The sequence below is a fragment of the Segatella copri genome (assembly GCF_949820605.1).
In the GTDB taxonomy this organism is placed as follows: Bacteria; Bacteroidota; Bacteroidia; order Bacteroidales; family Bacteroidaceae; genus Prevotella.
In genome coordinates this window covers 255,200-273,119 of record NZ_CATKVU010000006.1, presented here as the reverse complement: position 1 = coordinate 273,119, position 17,920 = coordinate 255,200, and the positions used below count along the sequence as shown (strand labels likewise).

The 17,920-nt window shown below is 40.1% G+C and carries 15 protein-coding genes; 1 reads left to right on the top strand and 14 read right to left on the bottom strand.

Annotated features, from left to right (window positions below; translation table 11 throughout):
* Nucleotides 1-99 precede the first annotated feature (99 nt).
* From RCO84_RS02175 to RCO84_RS02145, 7 genes are all read right to left on the bottom strand, one after another.
* Nucleotides 100-1,749, bottom strand: a complete 1,650-nt coding sequence (locus RCO84_RS02175) for a vWA domain-containing protein (RefSeq protein WP_317583749.1) — start codon at nucleotides 1,747-1,749, stop codon at nucleotides 100-102.
* Nucleotides 1,750-1,761: 12 nt separating this feature from the next.
* Complete coding sequence (locus RCO84_RS02170; protein ID WP_317583747.1) at nucleotides 1,762-2,256, bottom strand: C-GCAxxG-C-C family protein; 495 nt, start codon at nucleotides 2,254-2,256, stop codon at nucleotides 1,762-1,764.
* A gap of 40 nt (nucleotides 2,257-2,296) precedes the next feature.
* Nucleotides 2,297-3,535, bottom strand: coding sequence for an AAA family ATPase (locus tag RCO84_RS02165; RefSeq protein ID WP_317583745.1), 1,239 nt, complete (start codon nucleotides 3,533-3,535; stop codon nucleotides 2,297-2,299).
* Nucleotides 3,536-3,641: 106 nt separating this feature from the next.
* The gene (locus RCO84_RS02160) at nucleotides 3,642-4,655 is read right to left on the bottom strand and encodes an aspartate-semialdehyde dehydrogenase (protein ID WP_144151842.1); all 1,014 of its coding nucleotides are present in this window, start codon (nucleotides 4,653-4,655) and stop codon (nucleotides 3,642-3,644) included.
* Between the two features lie 334 nt (nucleotides 4,656-4,989).
* On the bottom strand, nucleotides 4,990-6,549 hold the full coding sequence (locus RCO84_RS02155; protein WP_317583743.1) for an ATP-binding protein: 1,560 nt from the start codon (nucleotides 6,547-6,549) through the stop codon (nucleotides 4,990-4,992).
* A gap of 136 nt (nucleotides 6,550-6,685) precedes the next feature.
* Nucleotides 6,686-6,820 carry a hypothetical protein gene (locus RCO84_RS02150; RefSeq protein ID WP_317583742.1) on the bottom strand — a complete coding sequence of 45 codons (135 nt, stop codon included), beginning with the start codon at nucleotides 6,818-6,820 and terminating at the stop codon, nucleotides 6,686-6,688.
* 164 nt (nucleotides 6,821-6,984) lie between these two features.
* Nucleotides 6,985-7,767: a glycoside hydrolase family 25 protein gene (locus RCO84_RS02145; RefSeq protein WP_317583741.1), complete on the bottom strand. Its 783-nt coding sequence runs from the start codon at nucleotides 7,765-7,767 to the stop codon at nucleotides 6,985-6,987.
* A gap of 222 nt (nucleotides 7,768-7,989) precedes the next feature.
* Between RCO84_RS02145 and RCO84_RS02140 the strand changes: the two genes are divergently transcribed.
* A complete protein-coding gene (locus RCO84_RS02140) occupies nucleotides 7,990-8,214 on the top strand; it encodes a hypothetical protein (protein WP_294882849.1) in 225 nt (74 codons plus the stop codon).
* A gap of 313 nt (nucleotides 8,215-8,527) precedes the next feature.
* Here the strand turns inward: RCO84_RS02140 and RCO84_RS02135 are convergent, their stop codons facing one another.
* From RCO84_RS02135 to RCO84_RS02105, 7 genes are all read right to left on the bottom strand, one after another.
* The gene (locus RCO84_RS02135; protein WP_317583739.1) at nucleotides 8,528-9,520 is read right to left on the bottom strand and encodes a penicillin-binding transpeptidase domain-containing protein; all 993 of its coding nucleotides are present in this window, start codon (nucleotides 9,518-9,520) and stop codon (nucleotides 8,528-8,530) included.
* A gap of 99 nt (nucleotides 9,521-9,619) precedes the next feature.
* A complete protein-coding gene (locus tag RCO84_RS02130) occupies nucleotides 9,620-10,177 on the bottom strand; it encodes a DUF1810 domain-containing protein (protein ID WP_317583737.1) in 558 nt (185 codons plus the stop codon).
* A gap of 51 nt (nucleotides 10,178-10,228) precedes the next feature.
* On the bottom strand, nucleotides 10,229-11,011 hold the full coding sequence (locus RCO84_RS02125) for a hypothetical protein (protein ID WP_317583735.1): 783 nt from the start codon (nucleotides 11,009-11,011) through the stop codon (nucleotides 10,229-10,231).
* Between the two features lie 6 nt (nucleotides 11,012-11,017).
* Nucleotides 11,018-11,188 (bottom strand): hypothetical protein, encoded by a 171-nt coding sequence (locus tag RCO84_RS02120; protein ID WP_317583733.1) that lies wholly within the window; start codon nucleotides 11,186-11,188, stop codon nucleotides 11,018-11,020.
* Between the two features lie 11 nt (nucleotides 11,189-11,199).
* Nucleotides 11,200-13,941, bottom strand: a complete 2,742-nt coding sequence (locus RCO84_RS02115) for a preprotein translocase subunit SecA (RefSeq protein ID WP_317583730.1) — start codon at nucleotides 13,939-13,941, stop codon at nucleotides 11,200-11,202.
* Nucleotides 13,942-13,943: 2 nt separating this feature from the next.
* Nucleotides 13,944-16,277 carry a HesA/MoeB/ThiF family protein gene (locus tag RCO84_RS02110; protein ID WP_317583728.1) on the bottom strand — a complete coding sequence of 778 codons (2,334 nt, stop codon included), beginning with the start codon at nucleotides 16,275-16,277 and terminating at the stop codon, nucleotides 13,944-13,946.
* A gap of 25 nt (nucleotides 16,278-16,302) precedes the next feature.
* Entirely contained in the window at nucleotides 16,303-17,811 is a 1,509-nt protein-coding gene (locus tag RCO84_RS02105) for a hypothetical protein (RefSeq protein WP_317583727.1), read from the bottom strand.
* Nucleotides 17,812-17,920: the final 109 nt, after the last annotated feature.

The following is a 17,920-nucleotide window of genomic DNA, read 5'->3' as shown; positions in this document are numbered from 1 at the left end:
GTGATTCTGCGCCAAATGTAACATATGATAAAGTTCTTGATACATTTCATACATGTCTCTATTATCATCTGATACTCCTTTTCTGCCTTAACATCTTCTTTAATATCTTCGCAGCGGCCGGTACCGGATGGTATAAATCTGATTGAAGTACTCCTTCCAGGCGTTCGGCTCCTTGTCATCATCACGCACGATGCGGATGCCATAGAATCGGGTACCCGTCTCCTTGTATTCCCGGAATCTGGACAGCAGCTGCTGTGGCGGATCGGGAATCAGGAAGTCGGTAATCCAAAGCACATCAGCATTCACGTAATGAAGACCGTCGTTGTCGAGAAGTTCGAACATCTGGTTCATCATCTTCTTTGCCGAAGTTCCGCCGCCGATAAATGGAAGGTGGGTTGTGGTAGGCTGCCGCCGGATGCCTCGTCCGGTATGCGCCTGTCCGTCTCCGTCGGACGGAGCTGCATCTGTTTCGGCTGATTCCATCATAGTGATTCCGATTCTCTTCAGGCGCTCTGCCTTCCGCTTCGCCATCAGGTCGATGGCACGGGTACTGACGGAGAAATCTATCAGGAAGCAGTCTCGCTCCAGATCTTCTGCCGTTTCTTCCAGCAGAGAGATGAGGGTTGAGGATATCCTTTCGGGCGTGCCATACATACTGGCTGAGGTGTCCAGACAGACGATCATTGGACCCTTGCGGGAGGCATGGGTAAAGCCCAGTTTGCGGGATGGTTTCGACATTTCGCTCTTATAACGGAAGGTCTGGAGTCTTCGCGTGCGATACTTATAGATAAAGAGGCCCTCCATATCCTCGTCACTGTACTGTGCCAGTTCGAGCGGGAGAAGGGAGTTGAGATCATCGCCCACGGTAATGCCCTCGATATCGCTACCCGCTGAATGCTCCATCTTCATCTCTACGCCCGATGCGATGGTGAGCCGGTCTTTGCCGTTGGCATCGGCTACTCGTCCCATCTTCGCCACAATTTCCTTGATTTCGGGATATTTATCCTGAATCTTCACCTGGTTCAGACGGCGTTCAAACTCCGTTTCAGTCCATCCGTTCGTCATCAGTTCCCAGGCTTGTACGGCGCGCTGTTCCGAAACGCCCTTCGTCTTCATGTTGCGGGTTATCTGGTCCATCATGCGCACCAGTCCTGTTTCGAAGTTGTTCTGACGGAGCGAGATAAAGTCCTTTAACTTGTTCAATACCTGATGTTCGATGCAGACCTTCCAGTCTCTTACCAGCCTTTCCCAGTTTTCGGGTTTCGAAGCCCCGTCTCCAGTCATCAGCTTGAGGAAGAAAGGCTTATCGAACCCATATTCAGCATGTTCCTGTACCAGCTGGTCGAGCAAAGGGAGCCACACCAGTTCATCCATCCGCTTGAAGGGAGCCCAATCGAGCACCTCATCTGCCCGATGACTCTCGGTCCAGGCACGCTGGCGCTGGAATCGCATGTGATGAACGCATTCCACGATGAATTTTCCCACGCTATCATAGAACACCTTGCTCTTGATTTTGCTGTTCACCACCTGTCGCACGAATTTCTGCACCTCTTCGCCAGTTTCTTCTATGGTTACTTTCAGGGTAAAGAGATGAATGAGATAATCCTTCAGCGGGTCTTCCTTCAAATTCCAAGGCATGGCGGTGCCTGTCGGATCAGGAATCTTCACCTGTCCCGACTTGCAGAAGTCATCCAGCATCTTCAAGTAATACTGTGCCTCCGCCAAATCTTTATTATTCTGGTATTTCATAGGAGTAAATCCTTATTTTTTCTCCATCAGATATTCTGCGAAGATTCTTGCAGCACTCTCTACTTTGGCTGCGCAAGGGCGAGACTTGTAATATTCTGCCGTTCTTGCCGAAGCCACATAGCTGGACTGCGCTTTCTCGTGGCCCTTCAAGCCTAGAATCTCGGCACAGATGATACTGCCGTTCTGCTCCTTCGATTTGGCGAGCAAATCCTGCACCACCTTATAGCATGCCGACTTGCCCTCACGGTCATCCCCCTCGGTCTGTCCACAATCCAAGCCAACGAGCACCACGATGCCCGAAACGGCACCGCACATCATTCTCATTCTGCCTACTCCACCACCGAAGCCGGCACCAATGCGCTTCGCCATCTCATCATCAAGACCATATAAATCGGCAAAGGCAGCCACTACCGACTGGCAGCAGCCATAGCCCTGCATAAAGTTATCCACAGCCTGGTGAACACGCGCCTCAAACTCTGGAGTCAATATTTTCTGTTCATTCATCATGTTTAGATTCTTCTATATATAATAATGTAATAGGAGACTATTAAAACTCATAGAGTTTCATCGTATCCTGACGGGTAAATGCCAACTCCTTATAGAAATCACGGAGATAAGCCGATATTTCCGCCTTATCATCAGCTGATGCGAAGAGATTCTCGCCCAACTGCTTTTCCAGCGAGGTCAAGCCATCCGAAAGAGTTTCTATCTCCCCCTCGTAATCCCTTCCATCCTCCGGATTCCTGCGTACACGATGATACTTAATATCCTCAGCAAGCGCATTCTTCATCTCCACGAGTTTATCTGCAAAAGGAGAAAAGAGGGCACGGATCACGATGTTTCGGATAGCATCCCGCTCTTCCGGTTCCTGCCATAGACAATGATAGATAGGCAGCAAATCGCAGATATCCACCTCTTCCCTATCCTGCATAAAGGCTGAAGTGCGAAGCAGGCGGACGATATTCTTCCATCTTCGGTCACTCACATAGATGTTTCTGCGCTCGGCAGCCTCATCCACATTCACGGCTCTCAGAGATTTACGGATGGCAGAAATCGCATCGAGCACCTCGATTTTCACGCCAATCTTATCGATACGCTCCGTCCATCCTGCATACTCCTCAGCAGTAATAGCATTTGAATTCGCTTTTCCTTCGGCCGCCGAACTTTGTTCTTTCACTCCTCGTTCTTCACTCTTCACTTCAGAAGCTCTCTGTTCTTCACTCTTCACTTCCAAGAGCATCGCCCGGAAATTCTTCTCCAGTTTTATCGGTCTACTCTCTATTCTGATGACGAATCGGTCCCAGAGTGCCTCCAGTCCTTCTCCCTTAGCCGGCAACTCATTACTTGCAGCCACGAGAAGTTTCAGAGGAAGATGCATTTCCCGATTGCCGTTTCTGAAGATTTTCTCGTTAATCACCGTAAGGAGCGTGTTCTGGATAGCAGGACCCGCCTTCCAGATTTCATCCAGGAAAACCACATCGGCAGTAGGCAGATACCCCTCCACCGCACGCTCGTAAGTATCCGAAGTCTTCAGTTTCTGAATGCTCACCGGACCGAAGATTTCATCGGGTGTAGAAAATCGTGACATCAGATACTCAAAGCTCTGAGCCTCCCTGAATGCCGTCTTCAACTGTCTGGCTACCATACTCTTTGCCACACCCGGAGGTCCAAGCAGGATGATACTCTCACCTGCCAGAGCTGCCAGGAGCGAGAGCGATATCTCCGTCTCCTTCTCATAAATGCCCCGGTTCATCTCACCGAGTAATTGTTTGAATCTTTCAAGCATATTCTTACTTTTCTATTCAGAATCGTATAAAGACGAAAAGAAGTTAAGAGATAAAATTCATTATCCCTTAACTTCCTCATATTCTTTTATATAAATAAGGTATGACTTACTTTACGTTGCCCACCTTAATCAAGTACTCAGCAATCTGAACAGCGTTCAGGGCAGCACCCTTACGAATCTGGTCGCCAGTCAACCACAATGTGTTACCATTGTCATCAGCCAAATCCTTGCGGATACGACCTACATATACATCGTCCTTACCGGCACTCTCCAATGGCATTGGATAAACGTAGTTCTGGGCATCATCCTTTACAGTTACGCCTGGAGCAGCCTCCAAAGCCTTGCGGATGTCCTCTACTGCCAATGGCTTCTCTGTCTCGAACCAAACACTCTCTGAGTGAGAACGGAGTGAAGAAACGCGAACGCAGGTAGCACTGGTACGAACATCAGAGTGCATAATCTTGCGGGTCTCGTTATACATCTTCATCTCCTCCTTGGTGTAATCGTTAGGAGTCATCTTGTCAATCTGTGGGATGACATTATATGCCAACTGATGAGGGAACTTGCTGATATGATCGGTCTTACCAGTCTCAAGGATATCCTTATACTGCTGCTCAAGTTCAGCCATGGCAGCAGCACCAGCACCTGAAGCACTCTGGTAAGAAGAGATATGAATCTTCTTGATATGGCTCAAGTTATCGATAGGCTTCAACACTACTACCATCATGATGGTGGTACAGTTAGGGTTGGCGATGATGTTGCGAGGGCGGTTCAGGGCATCCTCAGCATTTACCTCAGGCACAACCAGAGGCACGTCGTCGCACATACGGAATGCGCTAGAGTTATCAATCATCACGGCACCATACTTGGTGATAGTCTCGGCAAACTCCTCTGAAGTGCCGCCACCAGCAGATGTGAAAGCAATATCGACATCTTTAAAGTCATCGTTATGCTGCAAAAGTTTGACCTCATAGTCCTTTCCCTTGAAGTTGTATTTTCGTCCAGCAGAACGCTCAGAACCAAACAACACCAAATCATCCATAGGGAAATTTCTCTCGGCAAGGATACGCAGGAATTCCTGTCCTACTGCGCCACTTGCACCAACAATTGCTACTTTCATAATCGAATCTTTTAATTTATAAAGTTGTTATAAGTGTAAACTGTGGAAGAGAAAGCCAGCCCTCTTATCATCTTCATGATTCCTCATTTTCTAATAGCATCATGATTCCTTATTTTCTGATAGCCGGAAACTGCTTATTTTCTCAAATCCGCTGCAAAGTTAAGACTTTTTCTATAATATCAAGCATAAATTCCCAAAAAATATTGCTTTTTGCTGCAAATTTATCATTTCTGCTTACTTTTCTGCAAGAATATGCAAGAAATTGGAGAAAAATACTATTATTATATAGGTGTACCTATCTCGGTGACGCCCGAAGAGAACATTCAGACTATCATTAATCTTCTACCTTCCAATCCTTGATGGTATGCGTCTCCACATCAAAGTTGATGCCTACCTTCACGATTGGAAGACCGCAGAGGGCGAAACGCTTCGCATACTCCTTCAAGTCTATCTGTTTCATTGCCACATCAGCACTTTGGTTTAATTTCAATTCAAAGAGGTAGAGATGGGTGGCAGTACGGAGCACCATATCGACACGTCCCTTTGGCGTGTGAACCTCTACATCCACATAATTGTCGAGGATGGAGAAGATGACATACATCATCTGCTGATAATGCCCCTCATAATCCGTATTGTCGCAATAAGGAATCGTGCCGAGATAAGTCTGGAGCATTTCCAGAGCCTCATCTATCTTGTTATGACGAATGGCAGCAGACATCTTGGCGATTGTGGTGGTACCCTTCACCGTATTCATACCTATATAATAAGGTAAAAGACTACGATACAAACCCACACGAATCTCCTTGTTCGGTATGTCTAAGAGATAGAGTTCCGTCTCTGGGTCATAGCCCTTGATGGTGATGTAGCCACTCTGATAGAGCAACGGCATGATGGTGGTCATCTTCTCGGTTGGAGCATCAAACTCCGACTTATCTGCCTCACAGCCACCTATCTCAGATGGCATCACCTGGAACTTGTTGAGCATGTTGATCAAGTAAGTAGGTGTACCAGAGGCAAACCAATAGTAATCCAAATTACCATTTGTCATGGCATTGAGCAAGCTGAATGGATTGAATACGTCAGGAGATTCACTCGCAAAATGATAACCATCATAATATTCCCCGAGAGCCGCCAACGTCTCTTTTCTTGTCTTGCCCAACTTCTCGCCCAAAGCATCAATATCTGCGGACATTTGGGTCTCCAGTTCTTCCTTGGTGATACCACAAATTCCCGCATACTGAGGCAACATGCTCACATTCGAAATATTATTCAGTTCGCTAAAGATACTCATCTGCGAGAACTTGGTGATACCCGTCAAGAAGACAAAGCGGAGATAAGGCTCGCACATTTTCAATGGACTATAGAAATTGCGCATAACGTTGCGAAGAACCTGCAAGGAAGTATCCTCGTGTACTACATCCAACAAAGGAGCATCATACTCATCGATGAGCACAACCACTTGCTTGCCTGTCTTTCGATAAGCAGTCAGAATCAAATCGGTCAGACGATTATTTGCTCCATTCTGAGGTGTTGTAATACCATACGTAGCCTCTTTATTAGCCAATTGATAGCCCAAATAATCTTCCAACTCCTTCTTTTCCAGATGCTTGCCACCCGACATATCAAAATGCAGCACAGGATATTCCGTCCACTCCTGCTCCAGTTTTTCGATGGCAAGCCCTTTAAACAAATCCTTCTTACCCTCGAAATAACTTTGAAAAGTTGAAGTCAATAATGACTTACCAAAACGGCGTGGTCGGCTCAAGAAGAAATAACATCCACCAGAATGCGTCATTCTGTAAATGTATTCCGTCTTATCAACATAGAGCTTATCTTCTTTTCGAATTCGCTCAAAAGTTTGGATTCCCACAGGGTATAATTTCAATGCAGCCATCTTACAATATGCTTTAAGTACTTATATCTGGGGACAAAGATACAAAAAAATATTCATAGCTGCAAAGAAATCCCCATTTTGTTTGCGATATCTAACAAAAAACGTAAACAACATACCATCATCCCTTGGATTATATTCAAAAGCGGATACTCGGTTCATTCCAGCCAAGTTCCAGTTTCACGGCAAAGTGGAGCGCCGTGCTCTGGCAAGAACTTCCGACGAACGCCAATGCCACTACGAACAATACAGAAATAATACATTTCTTAGTCATGATTGATAATGTTTAAATTCAACTTTTAATATCCAAGACTCAACCCTATCCTTATAGCAGGGTAAAAATCCCGAGTGCAAAAGTAGAAAAAAAAAGCAAGTAATGATGCTATCCATACGTGGATTGTATCAAATACTCGCTTATGTGTATGAAATCATCAATGCCTATAGCATCAAATCCTTGATGGTTGTACCATTCATGAATCTGCTTAAATCTACCCTTTCTCCAATACCATGCAAATGTCCGGTTTCTGAATACTGCCAGATATTACACTTTCCTCTGCCGTCGATAGAGGGTTGTCTGGAGTTATAATTGGCGATGAAGAGATAATAGCGATTGAACTTCGCCCCCATCTCCTTATTATAGAAGCTCTCGTTGCTATAGATGATAGGATACTTACCATAGTGTTTCTTCACCAAGTCAGCAAACACCTGTATGCTATCCTGCAGCTGTCGTCCCTTCCATCTTCCCTGGATGCCTTTCTCCTCCACATCCAATACAGGAATCAAGTCCTGCTCACTCTTCTTCACCATCTTTTGGAAATCTCGGAACTGAGCAGTTACTGAAGAGCCGGCAGACATCAGATGATAAGATCCTACCTTCAACCCATATTTACGAGCCAGTCTGATATTTCGGCGATAATGTCGATCCACATATCCCTTACCATGTGTAGCTCTGATATAAACGAACTTGATTCGCTTGTTCTTCGCTATTTCCTTCCACTTGATAACTCCATTGTGTTTCGAAACATCAATGCCGTCATATCCGCCACGAGTATAAGGTTGCCCTTTCAATCTATCAACGAACACATCAGAATAAGATGAAGCGATGCCCACCCATCGCTTCACCTTATATGGCGACACCACATACATGATTCCCAGACCAATACCAGCCAAAACGACCAGGCTGCCTAAGGAAACCAAAGTATATTTTAATCCTTTCTTCATTACATTTTATCTTTTAGTTGTTTTCAGGGGACAAAGATAGTGAATTTATCCGAAACAGCATAGAAAGTTGGGGTATAAATGTATGAAATGGGGGGCTGAAAGTACGAAACTCAAGTTCTTTAGGATTATTCATAAGAAAAGAAAGAAAAACTTTGGTACTTTCAAATATTAATCGTAATTTTGCAACAAATTAGAGTATCAAAAATTAAGGAGGATTATTATATGACTAAAATAATGTCAAACCCAAAAGAACCAACAGTTACCTATCGTCACGATTATGCAACAGAGGCTCATAACGAATCCGAAGAATATCCTTTTATGGCATCATGCAATAATGACGAGTTGGTGAATCATGTCTTTGCCCGTGAAGAAGAATATGCAAGAACAGGCTACGCCGTTGACTTTCTTAAAATGATGGCTGATCTCAAAAACGAATTCGAATGGTAAAGATACGAGTATTTAATCTTTTACCACTTCATCACCACCATATTCCCATCAAACTTACCCCACATTACGGGATGTTGACGATTCCCAGATGCTTCTACTACTCCCTGATGTACGAAGTTATAAATTTCCTTAGCCATGATTACTCAGATTCTAGATTTTTTATAATCTGCAGGAATATCTAATGCTAGGCAGAAAAAGACAGATGATACCTTGCATTATCTTAAGAAATATCAGAAAAGAGGGTGAGTCATAAGTTCATGACGCACCCTCTTTGTCTTTTGATGAAACATAATCATCTTTAAAGAATTCTTGACTACTTACAAGTTTTCATTATCTGTTCTGCAATCTTTCTAAATGTTTGTCCTGCCATACCTCCTCCGGAAACCGGAATCTCCGGTCTTTTATAGCTGACGAATACCGTGTATTTCGGCTTCTCTATGGGGAAGTAACCACAGAAGTCAGCATAGATGCCATCATCCGTATGGATAGTTCCAGAGGTACCAGCCACATTGACCATTTTTGATTCTGCCTTCTTGCCCAAGCCATTTGTAACATAGAACCTAAAAGCCTTCTTCATGGATTCGATATTCTTCTTTTCTGCAATCATAGAGTCAACCACGATAGCAGAACTATCCTGCGATTTCAGACTAACCATTTCACCTCCATTGGCGATGGCATTGAAGAAGCTCACAAAATTGACTGGCTTTATATGGTGGAAGCCCAAAGCATACAAGGGCCAGGAACCTTTGAAAGTAGAATCCTTCACTAATCCCATTTGCTCCAGTTTTTGCAAGAAGACATCTTTATCTTGATAAGCCACATCTACAGCCTTGTCAATGGCAATACTGGAATTGTATGCTAATCCTTGCAGAAGAGTCAATTCCCCATATCCACCCTTTCTCCAATTATGGTCATAGATGGTATCCTGCCCAACAACATCAATACCGGCATAAGTATCAAACATATCGTCCAGCGATACATTTCCTGTTTCAAGAGCAGCAAGCAGGGATGCACTTCTGAAAAGAAATGTTTCGCGAGCCTTGGAAAATAAGGTGGTATCTGAAACAAGTTTTCCACTATTCTCCTTCAACCCTACCATCGCCCTGAGATTACCAGTCGATGTCTCCACCACAATTGCCATACCTTCCGTAGCGCCATACTCTCCCATTCCCTGTTTGAGCAAACTGTCAACAGAGTTCTGTAACTGAAGATTGACTGTACTTACAGGAACTTGTTTATTAGAACAAGCTGCAAATCCCATCACGATAAGCAACACGAATGCTGCAAAAAATATTTTCTTCATCATATCACCTTTATATAATTGTCACTACTATTTCCTTTATTTGTTACAATTTCAGATGTCCTGGTCATATTATTAAGGGAAACCTATGTTCTCTTATTAAGACTATTCTGAATGGTTTAAAAAGAATGCATCCAATACTTCCTCAAACACATCATTAGGACTCACTTTATTGAAGAGACGCATAGAAGTTTTGAGTTTCAGCACGTCAATTTCGCTTCCCATGATATATTTGATGTCCTTATCCTTGTGGAGCAAGAGCGCCTTGCAGCATTCACGGAGTCTATCACCCAGAATTTCATGGTCAACATAGGCTCTGGCTTCACCCTCGCCATCCAAGCCATAGTATTTTGAATTGTAACTATGTCCGAGTCCCTTCTGTTGCGGGAAGATATACCATATCCAATGGCTTTGTTTTCTACCTCCTTTCAGTTCACTTAATGCCTGGGTATAGGCAACCTCCTGTGCATCCAGGAAACGCAAGAGATCATAGTGTGGCTGCTGAGTCTTTAGATATCCGATAATGTCCGAAGGTGTAGAATCGGACGCTAAGCTTTCACCAGCAACAATTTTCTCATGATCAATTCGTTTGGGGCATTTACCGGGAACGAATAAAGCACTCAAAGACTTCACAAAAGTGACACTTAATTTCAAAAAATTCATCCTTGTTTTAACGTTTTATTAAATTATATGAAACGGCACATACTATATTGTTTACTTCTTAAATACTATCCAATTCGTTTGATATTTAGAACATGGCTTTATTGGATGTATTTCATGGACAGTTCCTACAGAATCACGATACCACGAATAATTCCATCCTGATCCCATATCCAAGTACAGAGCATATTTGACCTTCAAGTTTGCCAACTTTTCCACAAATTCGCTATAAGCCAACGCTTGCTTAGCCTCAACAATGCACAGCTTGCCATCTAGCTCGCATAATGCCCGATAAATATTCAATGGCTTATCCTTTCTAAATCTAGGCATAACTCGCCCATTATAAATAATCATATTCTGTCCAAAGCCCATACCTCTATGCTTTTCCGCTTTCCTTAGTTCACTAGCGTAACTATCATACAGGAACTTCCATTTGCCTTGATACCAAACAAAAGCCCCCGTATTCGTTTTAGCCACGTAGCCTCTATAAAAAATACCACCAGACACATGATTTCCTGCTACATTGCGATGCGCAAAAGAATCCAAGCATTCCCCTGTAAACGCAGCCTCAGCACAATAGCTCACAGACATATCCTCTTTGCTTGGTCGCTTACCGCAAACCAAATCTACAGTGTTATAAATCGGTGTAAAGACTATCAATTCCCCAGTGTCTTTCCGAGTGACAAAAATTCTAGCATTGGAACTTGACGCTGTATTCATTATTGTTTCAGGTAGGCTGTCAGCATTTACCTCTATCACAGAAACCTTAGGCTTATGGTTACAAGATAGCATAACCATAAGCACAAAACACATTGATAGAAGATTCAACTTTCTCATATCAAATCATTTTCTTTTTCCGAAGATGGCACTCAACACCATCTTTCCTATTTTTCTCTCCAATCCAGCCTTAGAGGTTGGAATCCCCGTCTCACGTGCAAATTTCTGTTTAGACTGCGTGATACCGAGTGCCCGATTTAAGGAGAATGAGACTCCTGGGATTTTTATCTTTGACATAACTAATAACTTTATTTTAGTTTAATTTTTCCATGACACTGCCAAAATGCCTTTCCACTTCCACAAGGACATGGTTCTAACATCTCTACCTTTTTACTATGCACTTTGATATATTTAAGCAAAGGATTTGAAGTTTCTTTTTGATTGTTTTCTTCGTCACCATTTATTGCATTCACAGGAATGTATAACTTTGTTAACTTATTCTCAACATCTTCCAACATACATTTTTTTGCATCCAAGAAAATTGCATACAAATCACCCGGAATCAAATTTTCTATATCAATCTCATTAATATAATTCATCCACGATTTGTTGATAGCATCAAGCAATACATATTTTTCTATTGAAGCATATAACGAACTTCCATCTGTCTCCAAAGCTGAGTTCAATGAAAAAGGAATAGAATAGACATTATTGCCATCCGACAGAGGCAGTCTTTGATAACTATCCATCACATAGGTATTTTCTTGAATCTTTCGGATTATAGGCATAGCCACACTTAGTATCTGCTCTACATGAGCATAATGCTCTTTCCAAAAGCTATCATTACCTTCACCGCACAATTCTTTCAAAACCGCATCGGCCTCTTTTGAATCTTTCAATATTCTATTTTTTATTCCATAAATTTCATTTCTGAAAGAATCTATACTATCGTCACGTAAGTTCGAATATTTTCGGCTATCCATTTCTTCTTGAACACAATTTCGCTGGGCAAGATAAAAGAAATCACAAATTTCCTTTGAAGTTATTTCTTTTTCACCCAAGCAATTGTCCACTATTTTACATAAAGACTTCATTTCTTTTTCAGAAAGATATGCCAAAATATCATCATCTAGAGAAACAAAGAATTGAGAAGAACCAGGATTACCTTGTCTTCCTGCACGTCCAGCCATCTGTTGGTCGATTCTATCAGAATGTGCCAATTCTACTCCCAAAACAGCCAATCCTCCTTTTGCCAATACGTCCTCGTCAGGTTTTATATCTGTACCACGACCTGCAACACTTGTAGAAATCGTTATGAAACCACTTTTCCCTGCATTTGCCACCAAAGAAGCCTCTTCTGCTAAAGTTTTACCATTTAGTACCTGAACTTCTATATCTCTTTTTGCGAATTTATCTGCTAAAAGAGTTGAACGCTTAATCGTTGCAGTACAAACCAAGACCGAACGTCCTTTTTTTTGGATTTCTATCGCTTTATTTATAACAGCCTCATCCAATAATTTTTGATTTCTAAAAACTCGCAAAGGTAAATCTTCCCTAACAACAGGTCGATGAGTTGGTATCTTTAAAACCGACAGATTATACACCTCTTTTAGTTCTTTAGAGCAAGCGACAGCCGTTCCTGTCATACCACTAATCTTACTATATTTTCGAAGATAGTTTTTTATACTGATAACAGCAGTTTGGTAACCTAAGCCTCCAACTTCTATCCCTTCTTTTGCCTCAATAGCTTCATGAAGACCATATTCCCAGCGACTCTGCTCTTTCAAACGTCCTGTATTAGAGTCTATAATTATAACACTCTTTTTGTTATTTCGTTCTGCGACAACATAATCTTCATCTTCGAAATATACAGTTAAAGCATGTAATAATTTATCTAAAACATTTTCCTGTTGCTTACGATATTTTACTTGATTTTTTGGGGATTCAAGTAATGCTTTTTTCTTTTCTTGCGAAAAATCAAAACACTGCTTTTCAACCTGTTCATAATTTTCCCCTACATTCTCTTCAAACAACAACGGATCTGCCAACTTTTCTCTTAGCCACTTCTTCCCAGTTTCCGTATAAGAAGCAAAATGCTTTATCTTATTAATTATATAGTATTGCCCATCTTGATTATTCTCCACCAATTCCTTTACAAATGGCAAATAATCAACAAATAACTTGTTCGTACACAAAGTATTTACCTGTCCTATACATGAGCTTATGATATGAGGGGTTGAAGCATCATCTATCAACATAGAATCTGCCTCATCCAAAATAACAAAATCGTACTTCCCTTGCATACGAGTTTCCAAATCGTTATTCATCATATCATAAAGATAATCAAAAATAAAGTTTGATGTTGCACCAAACACCACATCAGACTTATAAGCCTCTCGTAGAGCATTACTATTTCTCTCTTTATTCTCTATACAGTCTACAGTAAGACCAAAGAAAGAATATATAGGACGAGTAATTTCATAATCTCGCTTAGAAAGATAAGAATTAGCTGTCATTATATGACAACATTTCCCCAACAAAGCATTTAATAACACTGGAGCTATCGAAACAAATGTTTTCCCCTCACCCGTACACATTTGGATAATTTTCCCCTCGTGCAAAGCTATTCCACCCATCAGTTGCTCGTCGTATAGTACAACATTCCATTTATACATTTCGTTACCAATAAACCATGACGACACATAATTAAGACTCCAAAGATAACTTCGGTCTGTCGAATCATTCGGATCTTTCTTACAGTCTTTTATAAAAGGAACGTTCTCAAAGAGTTTTACATCCAAATCGGTCTGTTCCACCTTAATTTCATCATTCTCTGAAAAACGCCGAGTTACTTCTTTCAATAAAGAAAACACTTCAATCAAAGCAGAATCTAAAATTTCTTTTTCAGAAATGCCATGCTGTAGTTTATCTAATGCTTCATTACGTAATTGAGAATACCTTACTCTTAGTTCATCATTTGACAATGAACCAAGAGACTGATATTGCTCATTAATTTCTACTACTAAAGATTTTATTCTATCCAACTCCATAACTAACAAATAATATTATTTACAACAAAAGGAACCAACTCTTTCTCTATCAAAAGATAGAAAGCTACCGAACCGTCTTCATTCAATTGTGCCAGCAAAGGATTGTTCGTGTTTACCTGATTATCTGTAGCAATCTGGCTCAAAAGTGGAAGATGTTTTCCTATATCTTTTGAAACACAAACATTACCTATATAATCCAACACATTCTGTGAGACATTCTTTATTTTGCCCATATCCTTTTCAATATCATGCATACTCACAGCATGAGTCACAAAAATATGGGTACCATCAGAGGAATAACCACCCATAAGAACACCAATCTGTCCATCTTCAAAGATTACGCTCTGTCTTATTGAGTCTATAACGCTTTGCAGGACAACCAATCGAATCGCACCATTCTCTATCATATATGTATAAACAGATTCAGCCAAAATAGAATCCTCTTGATAATGCCAAACTGTTGAAGTTATCGGCATCGTGTTTGCCAAAGACTTGTTAATCTTTCTTACAACTAAATTTGTAAATGGCAACATATCACTCGCCGTCGCAAGAAAAGTAGGAGAATAGCATCCAGTACCCGCAACATAAAAATTATCTGTATCCTGTTCTATTTTGGCAAGAACATGCTTTCTTTGCTCAAACACATTGCCATTGGTATTTGACAAAAACAAACAATCCTTAGCATGGTTTGTTATACATACACTTATCAATTGTGTAGGTAATTTTACTGCATAACTTAAGAAATGAAGCAATTCATTACTTGCAGTACAATCTATAATAAGATCATACTTTTCTATTTCTTTCAAAAACTTCTCTTGAGAATTATAATTTACATTTCCATAAAACTCACCATGTTTATAATCACAAAGAAACAATCCATTTTCATCCCATTCTCCTTCTTGTTTAACTGCACAGAACGGTGATATTCGCTCCAACTTATCTGCCAAAGCTGAAGCTTTGCTATCCCCAATAGAGTTCATTTCAAAAGATGCCCGGCATAGATTGCCAGCTTCCACATAATCTCCATCAGACAAAGTTATATCACGAATACCTCCTCGAACTAAAGTTTCAGCTAAAAATGAACCAATAGCTCCCAATCCTATCAATAATATTTTCTTATTAATGAACCCTGATGCTAAACATCCCCTGCCGTAAAATTCATCTTGTTTTATTCTTTTTGCTATAGATGTATTCAAGGGTATATCTTGCACATGCTTTGTCCTATATTCATATCTTCCAAAATCAAAAGACAATTCTTCATATTTTACATTACATTGTTGTGCATCAATTAAATACCAATTTAATTTTCCATCATCAATTACGCCCAATGCAAAACAATGAAGAGAAAAGTAATATCGTTTAATTCCTTCATCAGGATCAAAGCCATAATCCTCATACTCATCCATATTGGTAGAAAACATACCTTTACGGTCACAAGCATTATAACTATCTTTCACAAAGGTTCTCAATCTCTCCCTTATGACTATCTTATACTTTCCAGGGATATCCTTATGTTCTAATTGCTGACATAAATATCTATAATCCGTTTCGATATTTTCTTTTCTTGGATGTTCTGTATATGGCTCATTATCTTCTTTACAAATAAATTTTCCTTCACTTTTCTTTTCACCCCAATTGAAATTCGGTAACAATTTCTCACACAACTCATCACTCCAACCAAACTCATCAACAAGCGATGCAAAACTATGAAAATCTTTCGGTTGATGGTTAACAATAACGAATGGTAATTTATCTTTTGTCTCAGTTCCATCATAAACGACATATTTTCCATTTTGTTGCTTGACACAATTCAAGTAACCATCTCTTTCATTTACTACATTTTTCCAAACATCTCCTACAAATATCAAGTCTTCTTTTGCAGCATTGAGTTCGTCCATCTCATCCGTATTTCCCTTTGCATAGGTGTTAAATACAGACAAAGCTCTTCGAGTATTGACATCAGCTATTATTGGTGGGAGTTCAGAGCGCATTTGCTCCTTTATCCAACCACGCAATCTATCAAACTCCTCATCCAATTGACCACGAGTAGTTTCTGCAAATGCAGAATTTAAGCAAAACCAACTTCTCCCAAAAGACTCCAGACACGGAATCAAATGAGGATAGCCGTAAAGGGAAGAAGTATAGAAATAAAGTTTGTTGTGTGGAAACGTTTTGGGAATCCTCACAACAAGCTCTAATCTATGAATTGTATTCTTTGCCAACAATTTACCGACATAGTTTTCTTTCATATCCTCAAAATATTCCAACAATATGAAATCCTCCAATTGCTCACAATAAGCATTATAAAAATCGGCATCTTTATACTTGAATTCCATTTTTTTAAATCTTTATAAGTTTATATTATGCATACCCTCTGCTTGAAGGTGTTCTTGTTTGAGTTTGAGAAGAAACATGTTGGCGAGCATAATTCTCTGCTTCGCGTTTTTTACGTTCTTCCTCCTCTCTTTTTTGGCGTTCCAATCTTTCCTCTTCTTCTTTATGCATAGCCTCCTCTTTTAAAGCAACAATACGTTCCATTTCTCTTCGAACATTTTCAGCTTTAATCTTTGCCTCCTCTTCTTTGAGTTTTCTTGCTTCTTTAGAATGTTTTTGCAATTCACTATTTTTCAGATAAAGATCATAATTCTTTGCCTGCTCACATTCAACCCACAAAATATCGTCAAGCTTTTTCTTTGCTTCGAAGACATATTTTCCATTTGGTCGCTCATCAATATATTTCTGCCACCAACCTTTTTCTGAATACTTTCTCCATACTTTATCATCTCTTAAAGTTTTTATTGCATCTTCTATTTTTCCAGCTTCCTCATAATCAATAAGATTACTTGTTACAAATTTTCCACTAGGCATAATAAACTCACTTATACCTAACATTTTTTCCCTTGTCTTATTTTGAATCATCTGAAAAGCATCAGCCTTAGTCCACATACTATCAACCTTTAAATCAGGAACAGAAGCCAACGAAGAAGGTATAGCCATCGAAGTATCAATACGACAAATTTGCTGATACAAATATTTCAAGCAAGACATTGTCTGTTCAAATACTTGTTTTTCAGAAAATCGAAGAACAATCCACCCTCGTTCCGTAAAGCGTTCATTTCTTTTGCCATCATTAGTTCTATTTCCTATCATGTAATGTATAGGTGTCTTCTCCCAACCAGAATATGGTTCATCAACTTCTATGTCTATGAATATTCCTTTTTCTACATCAATGTATGCAAAGTCTGGCTCGTAAGGACAACCATCCGCAAAAAGAGATAAGTTATCTCTAAAACCTTTCAAATGATATTTATTGATGACGTTCGCCAATTTTTCCTCACAAAATCCACGCCTACCATTTCTACCTTGAATAGGTAACTTTATCCAAGTTCCTTTTTCAGGTGCTACCAAATATGGGTATTCTAAATTCCCTGAACTTACCAAATCATAATTTACAACATATTGCTGCGAATAGTCTATATTTAATATATTCAAATCTGCTTTTAGAAGAGGAATCAGCTTTACGCTATAAGGCTCTTCCTTCTTAAAGGAAACAAAAGATTTATTTTCTCCATTTGCTTCTCCACTTGACAACTTGGCACTACAAACTTCTACCTGCTGTTCTCTTTGCTTTTCTACCTTAATTTGGGGAACTTGTTTATCCTTTGCATCACCACCTTTAGAAGCAATAGGTTCTTGCGATTTCGTTTGAACACGAACTGTATTAATTCCACCACTAACTCTATTAGTCTGACTAACAGAGTCTCTTCTATCACTTTTAAATCTATGGCAAAGATAACAGACCATGACAAAAGCAATTATTAAAAATACAATTATTATTTCCATAACTTCTTTATTTTTTAATCGTTTCAAACAATTTCTTCTAACAAATTGAAATCAATATTCTTTTGTTTTATACTATATTAAAATAATTAAGTACAAAAGTAAGCAACATTCTTGATACCGCCAAACTTTTTGCGAT

What these genes read in the sequence shown, in the direction of transcription:
- RCO84_RS02175 (WP_317583749.1), bottom strand. Translation starts at nt 1,749, where the DNA reads ATGAAATACCAGAATAATAAAGATTTGGCGGAGGCACAGTATTACTTG.
- RCO84_RS02170 (WP_317583747.1), bottom strand. Translation starts at nt 2,256, where the DNA reads ATGATGAATGAACAGAAAATATTGACTCCAGAGTTTGAGGCGCGTGTT.
- RCO84_RS02165 (WP_317583745.1), bottom strand. Translation starts at nt 3,535, where the DNA reads ATGCTTGAAAGATTCAAACAATTACTCGGTGAGATGAACCGGGGCATT.
- RCO84_RS02160 (WP_144151842.1), bottom strand. Translation starts at nt 4,655, where the DNA reads ATGAAAGTAGCAATTGTTGGTGCAAGTGGCGCAGTAGGACAGGAATTC.
- RCO84_RS02155 (WP_317583743.1), bottom strand. Translation starts at nt 6,549, where the DNA reads ATGGCTGCATTGAAATTATACCCTGTGGGAATCCAAACTTTTGAGCGA.
- RCO84_RS02150 (WP_317583742.1), bottom strand. Translation starts at nt 6,820, where the DNA reads ATGACTAAGAAATGTATTATTTCTGTATTGTTCGTAGTGGCATTGGCG.
- RCO84_RS02145 (WP_317583741.1), bottom strand. Translation starts at nt 7,767, where the DNA reads ATGAAGAAAGGATTAAAATATACTTTGGTTTCCTTAGGCAGCCTGGTC.
- RCO84_RS02140 (WP_294882849.1), top strand. Translation starts at nt 7,990, where the DNA reads ATGACTAAAATAATGTCAAACCCAAAAGAACCAACAGTTACCTATCGT.
- RCO84_RS02135 (WP_317583739.1), bottom strand. Translation starts at nt 9,520, where the DNA reads ATGATGAAGAAAATATTTTTTGCAGCATTCGTGTTGCTTATCGTGATG.
- RCO84_RS02130 (WP_317583737.1), bottom strand. Translation starts at nt 10,177, where the DNA reads ATGAATTTTTTGAAATTAAGTGTCACTTTTGTGAAGTCTTTGAGTGCT.
- RCO84_RS02125 (WP_317583735.1), bottom strand. Translation starts at nt 11,011, where the DNA reads ATGAGAAAGTTGAATCTTCTATCAATGTGTTTTGTGCTTATGGTTATG.
- RCO84_RS02120 (WP_317583733.1), bottom strand. Translation starts at nt 11,188, where the DNA reads ATGTCAAAGATAAAAATCCCAGGAGTCTCATTCTCCTTAAATCGGGCA.
- RCO84_RS02115 (WP_317583730.1), bottom strand. Translation starts at nt 13,941, where the DNA reads ATGGAGTTGGATAGAATAAAATCTTTAGTAGTAGAAATTAATGAGCAA.
- RCO84_RS02110 (WP_317583728.1), bottom strand. Translation starts at nt 16,277, where the DNA reads ATGGAATTCAAGTATAAAGATGCCGATTTTTATAATGCTTATTGTGAG.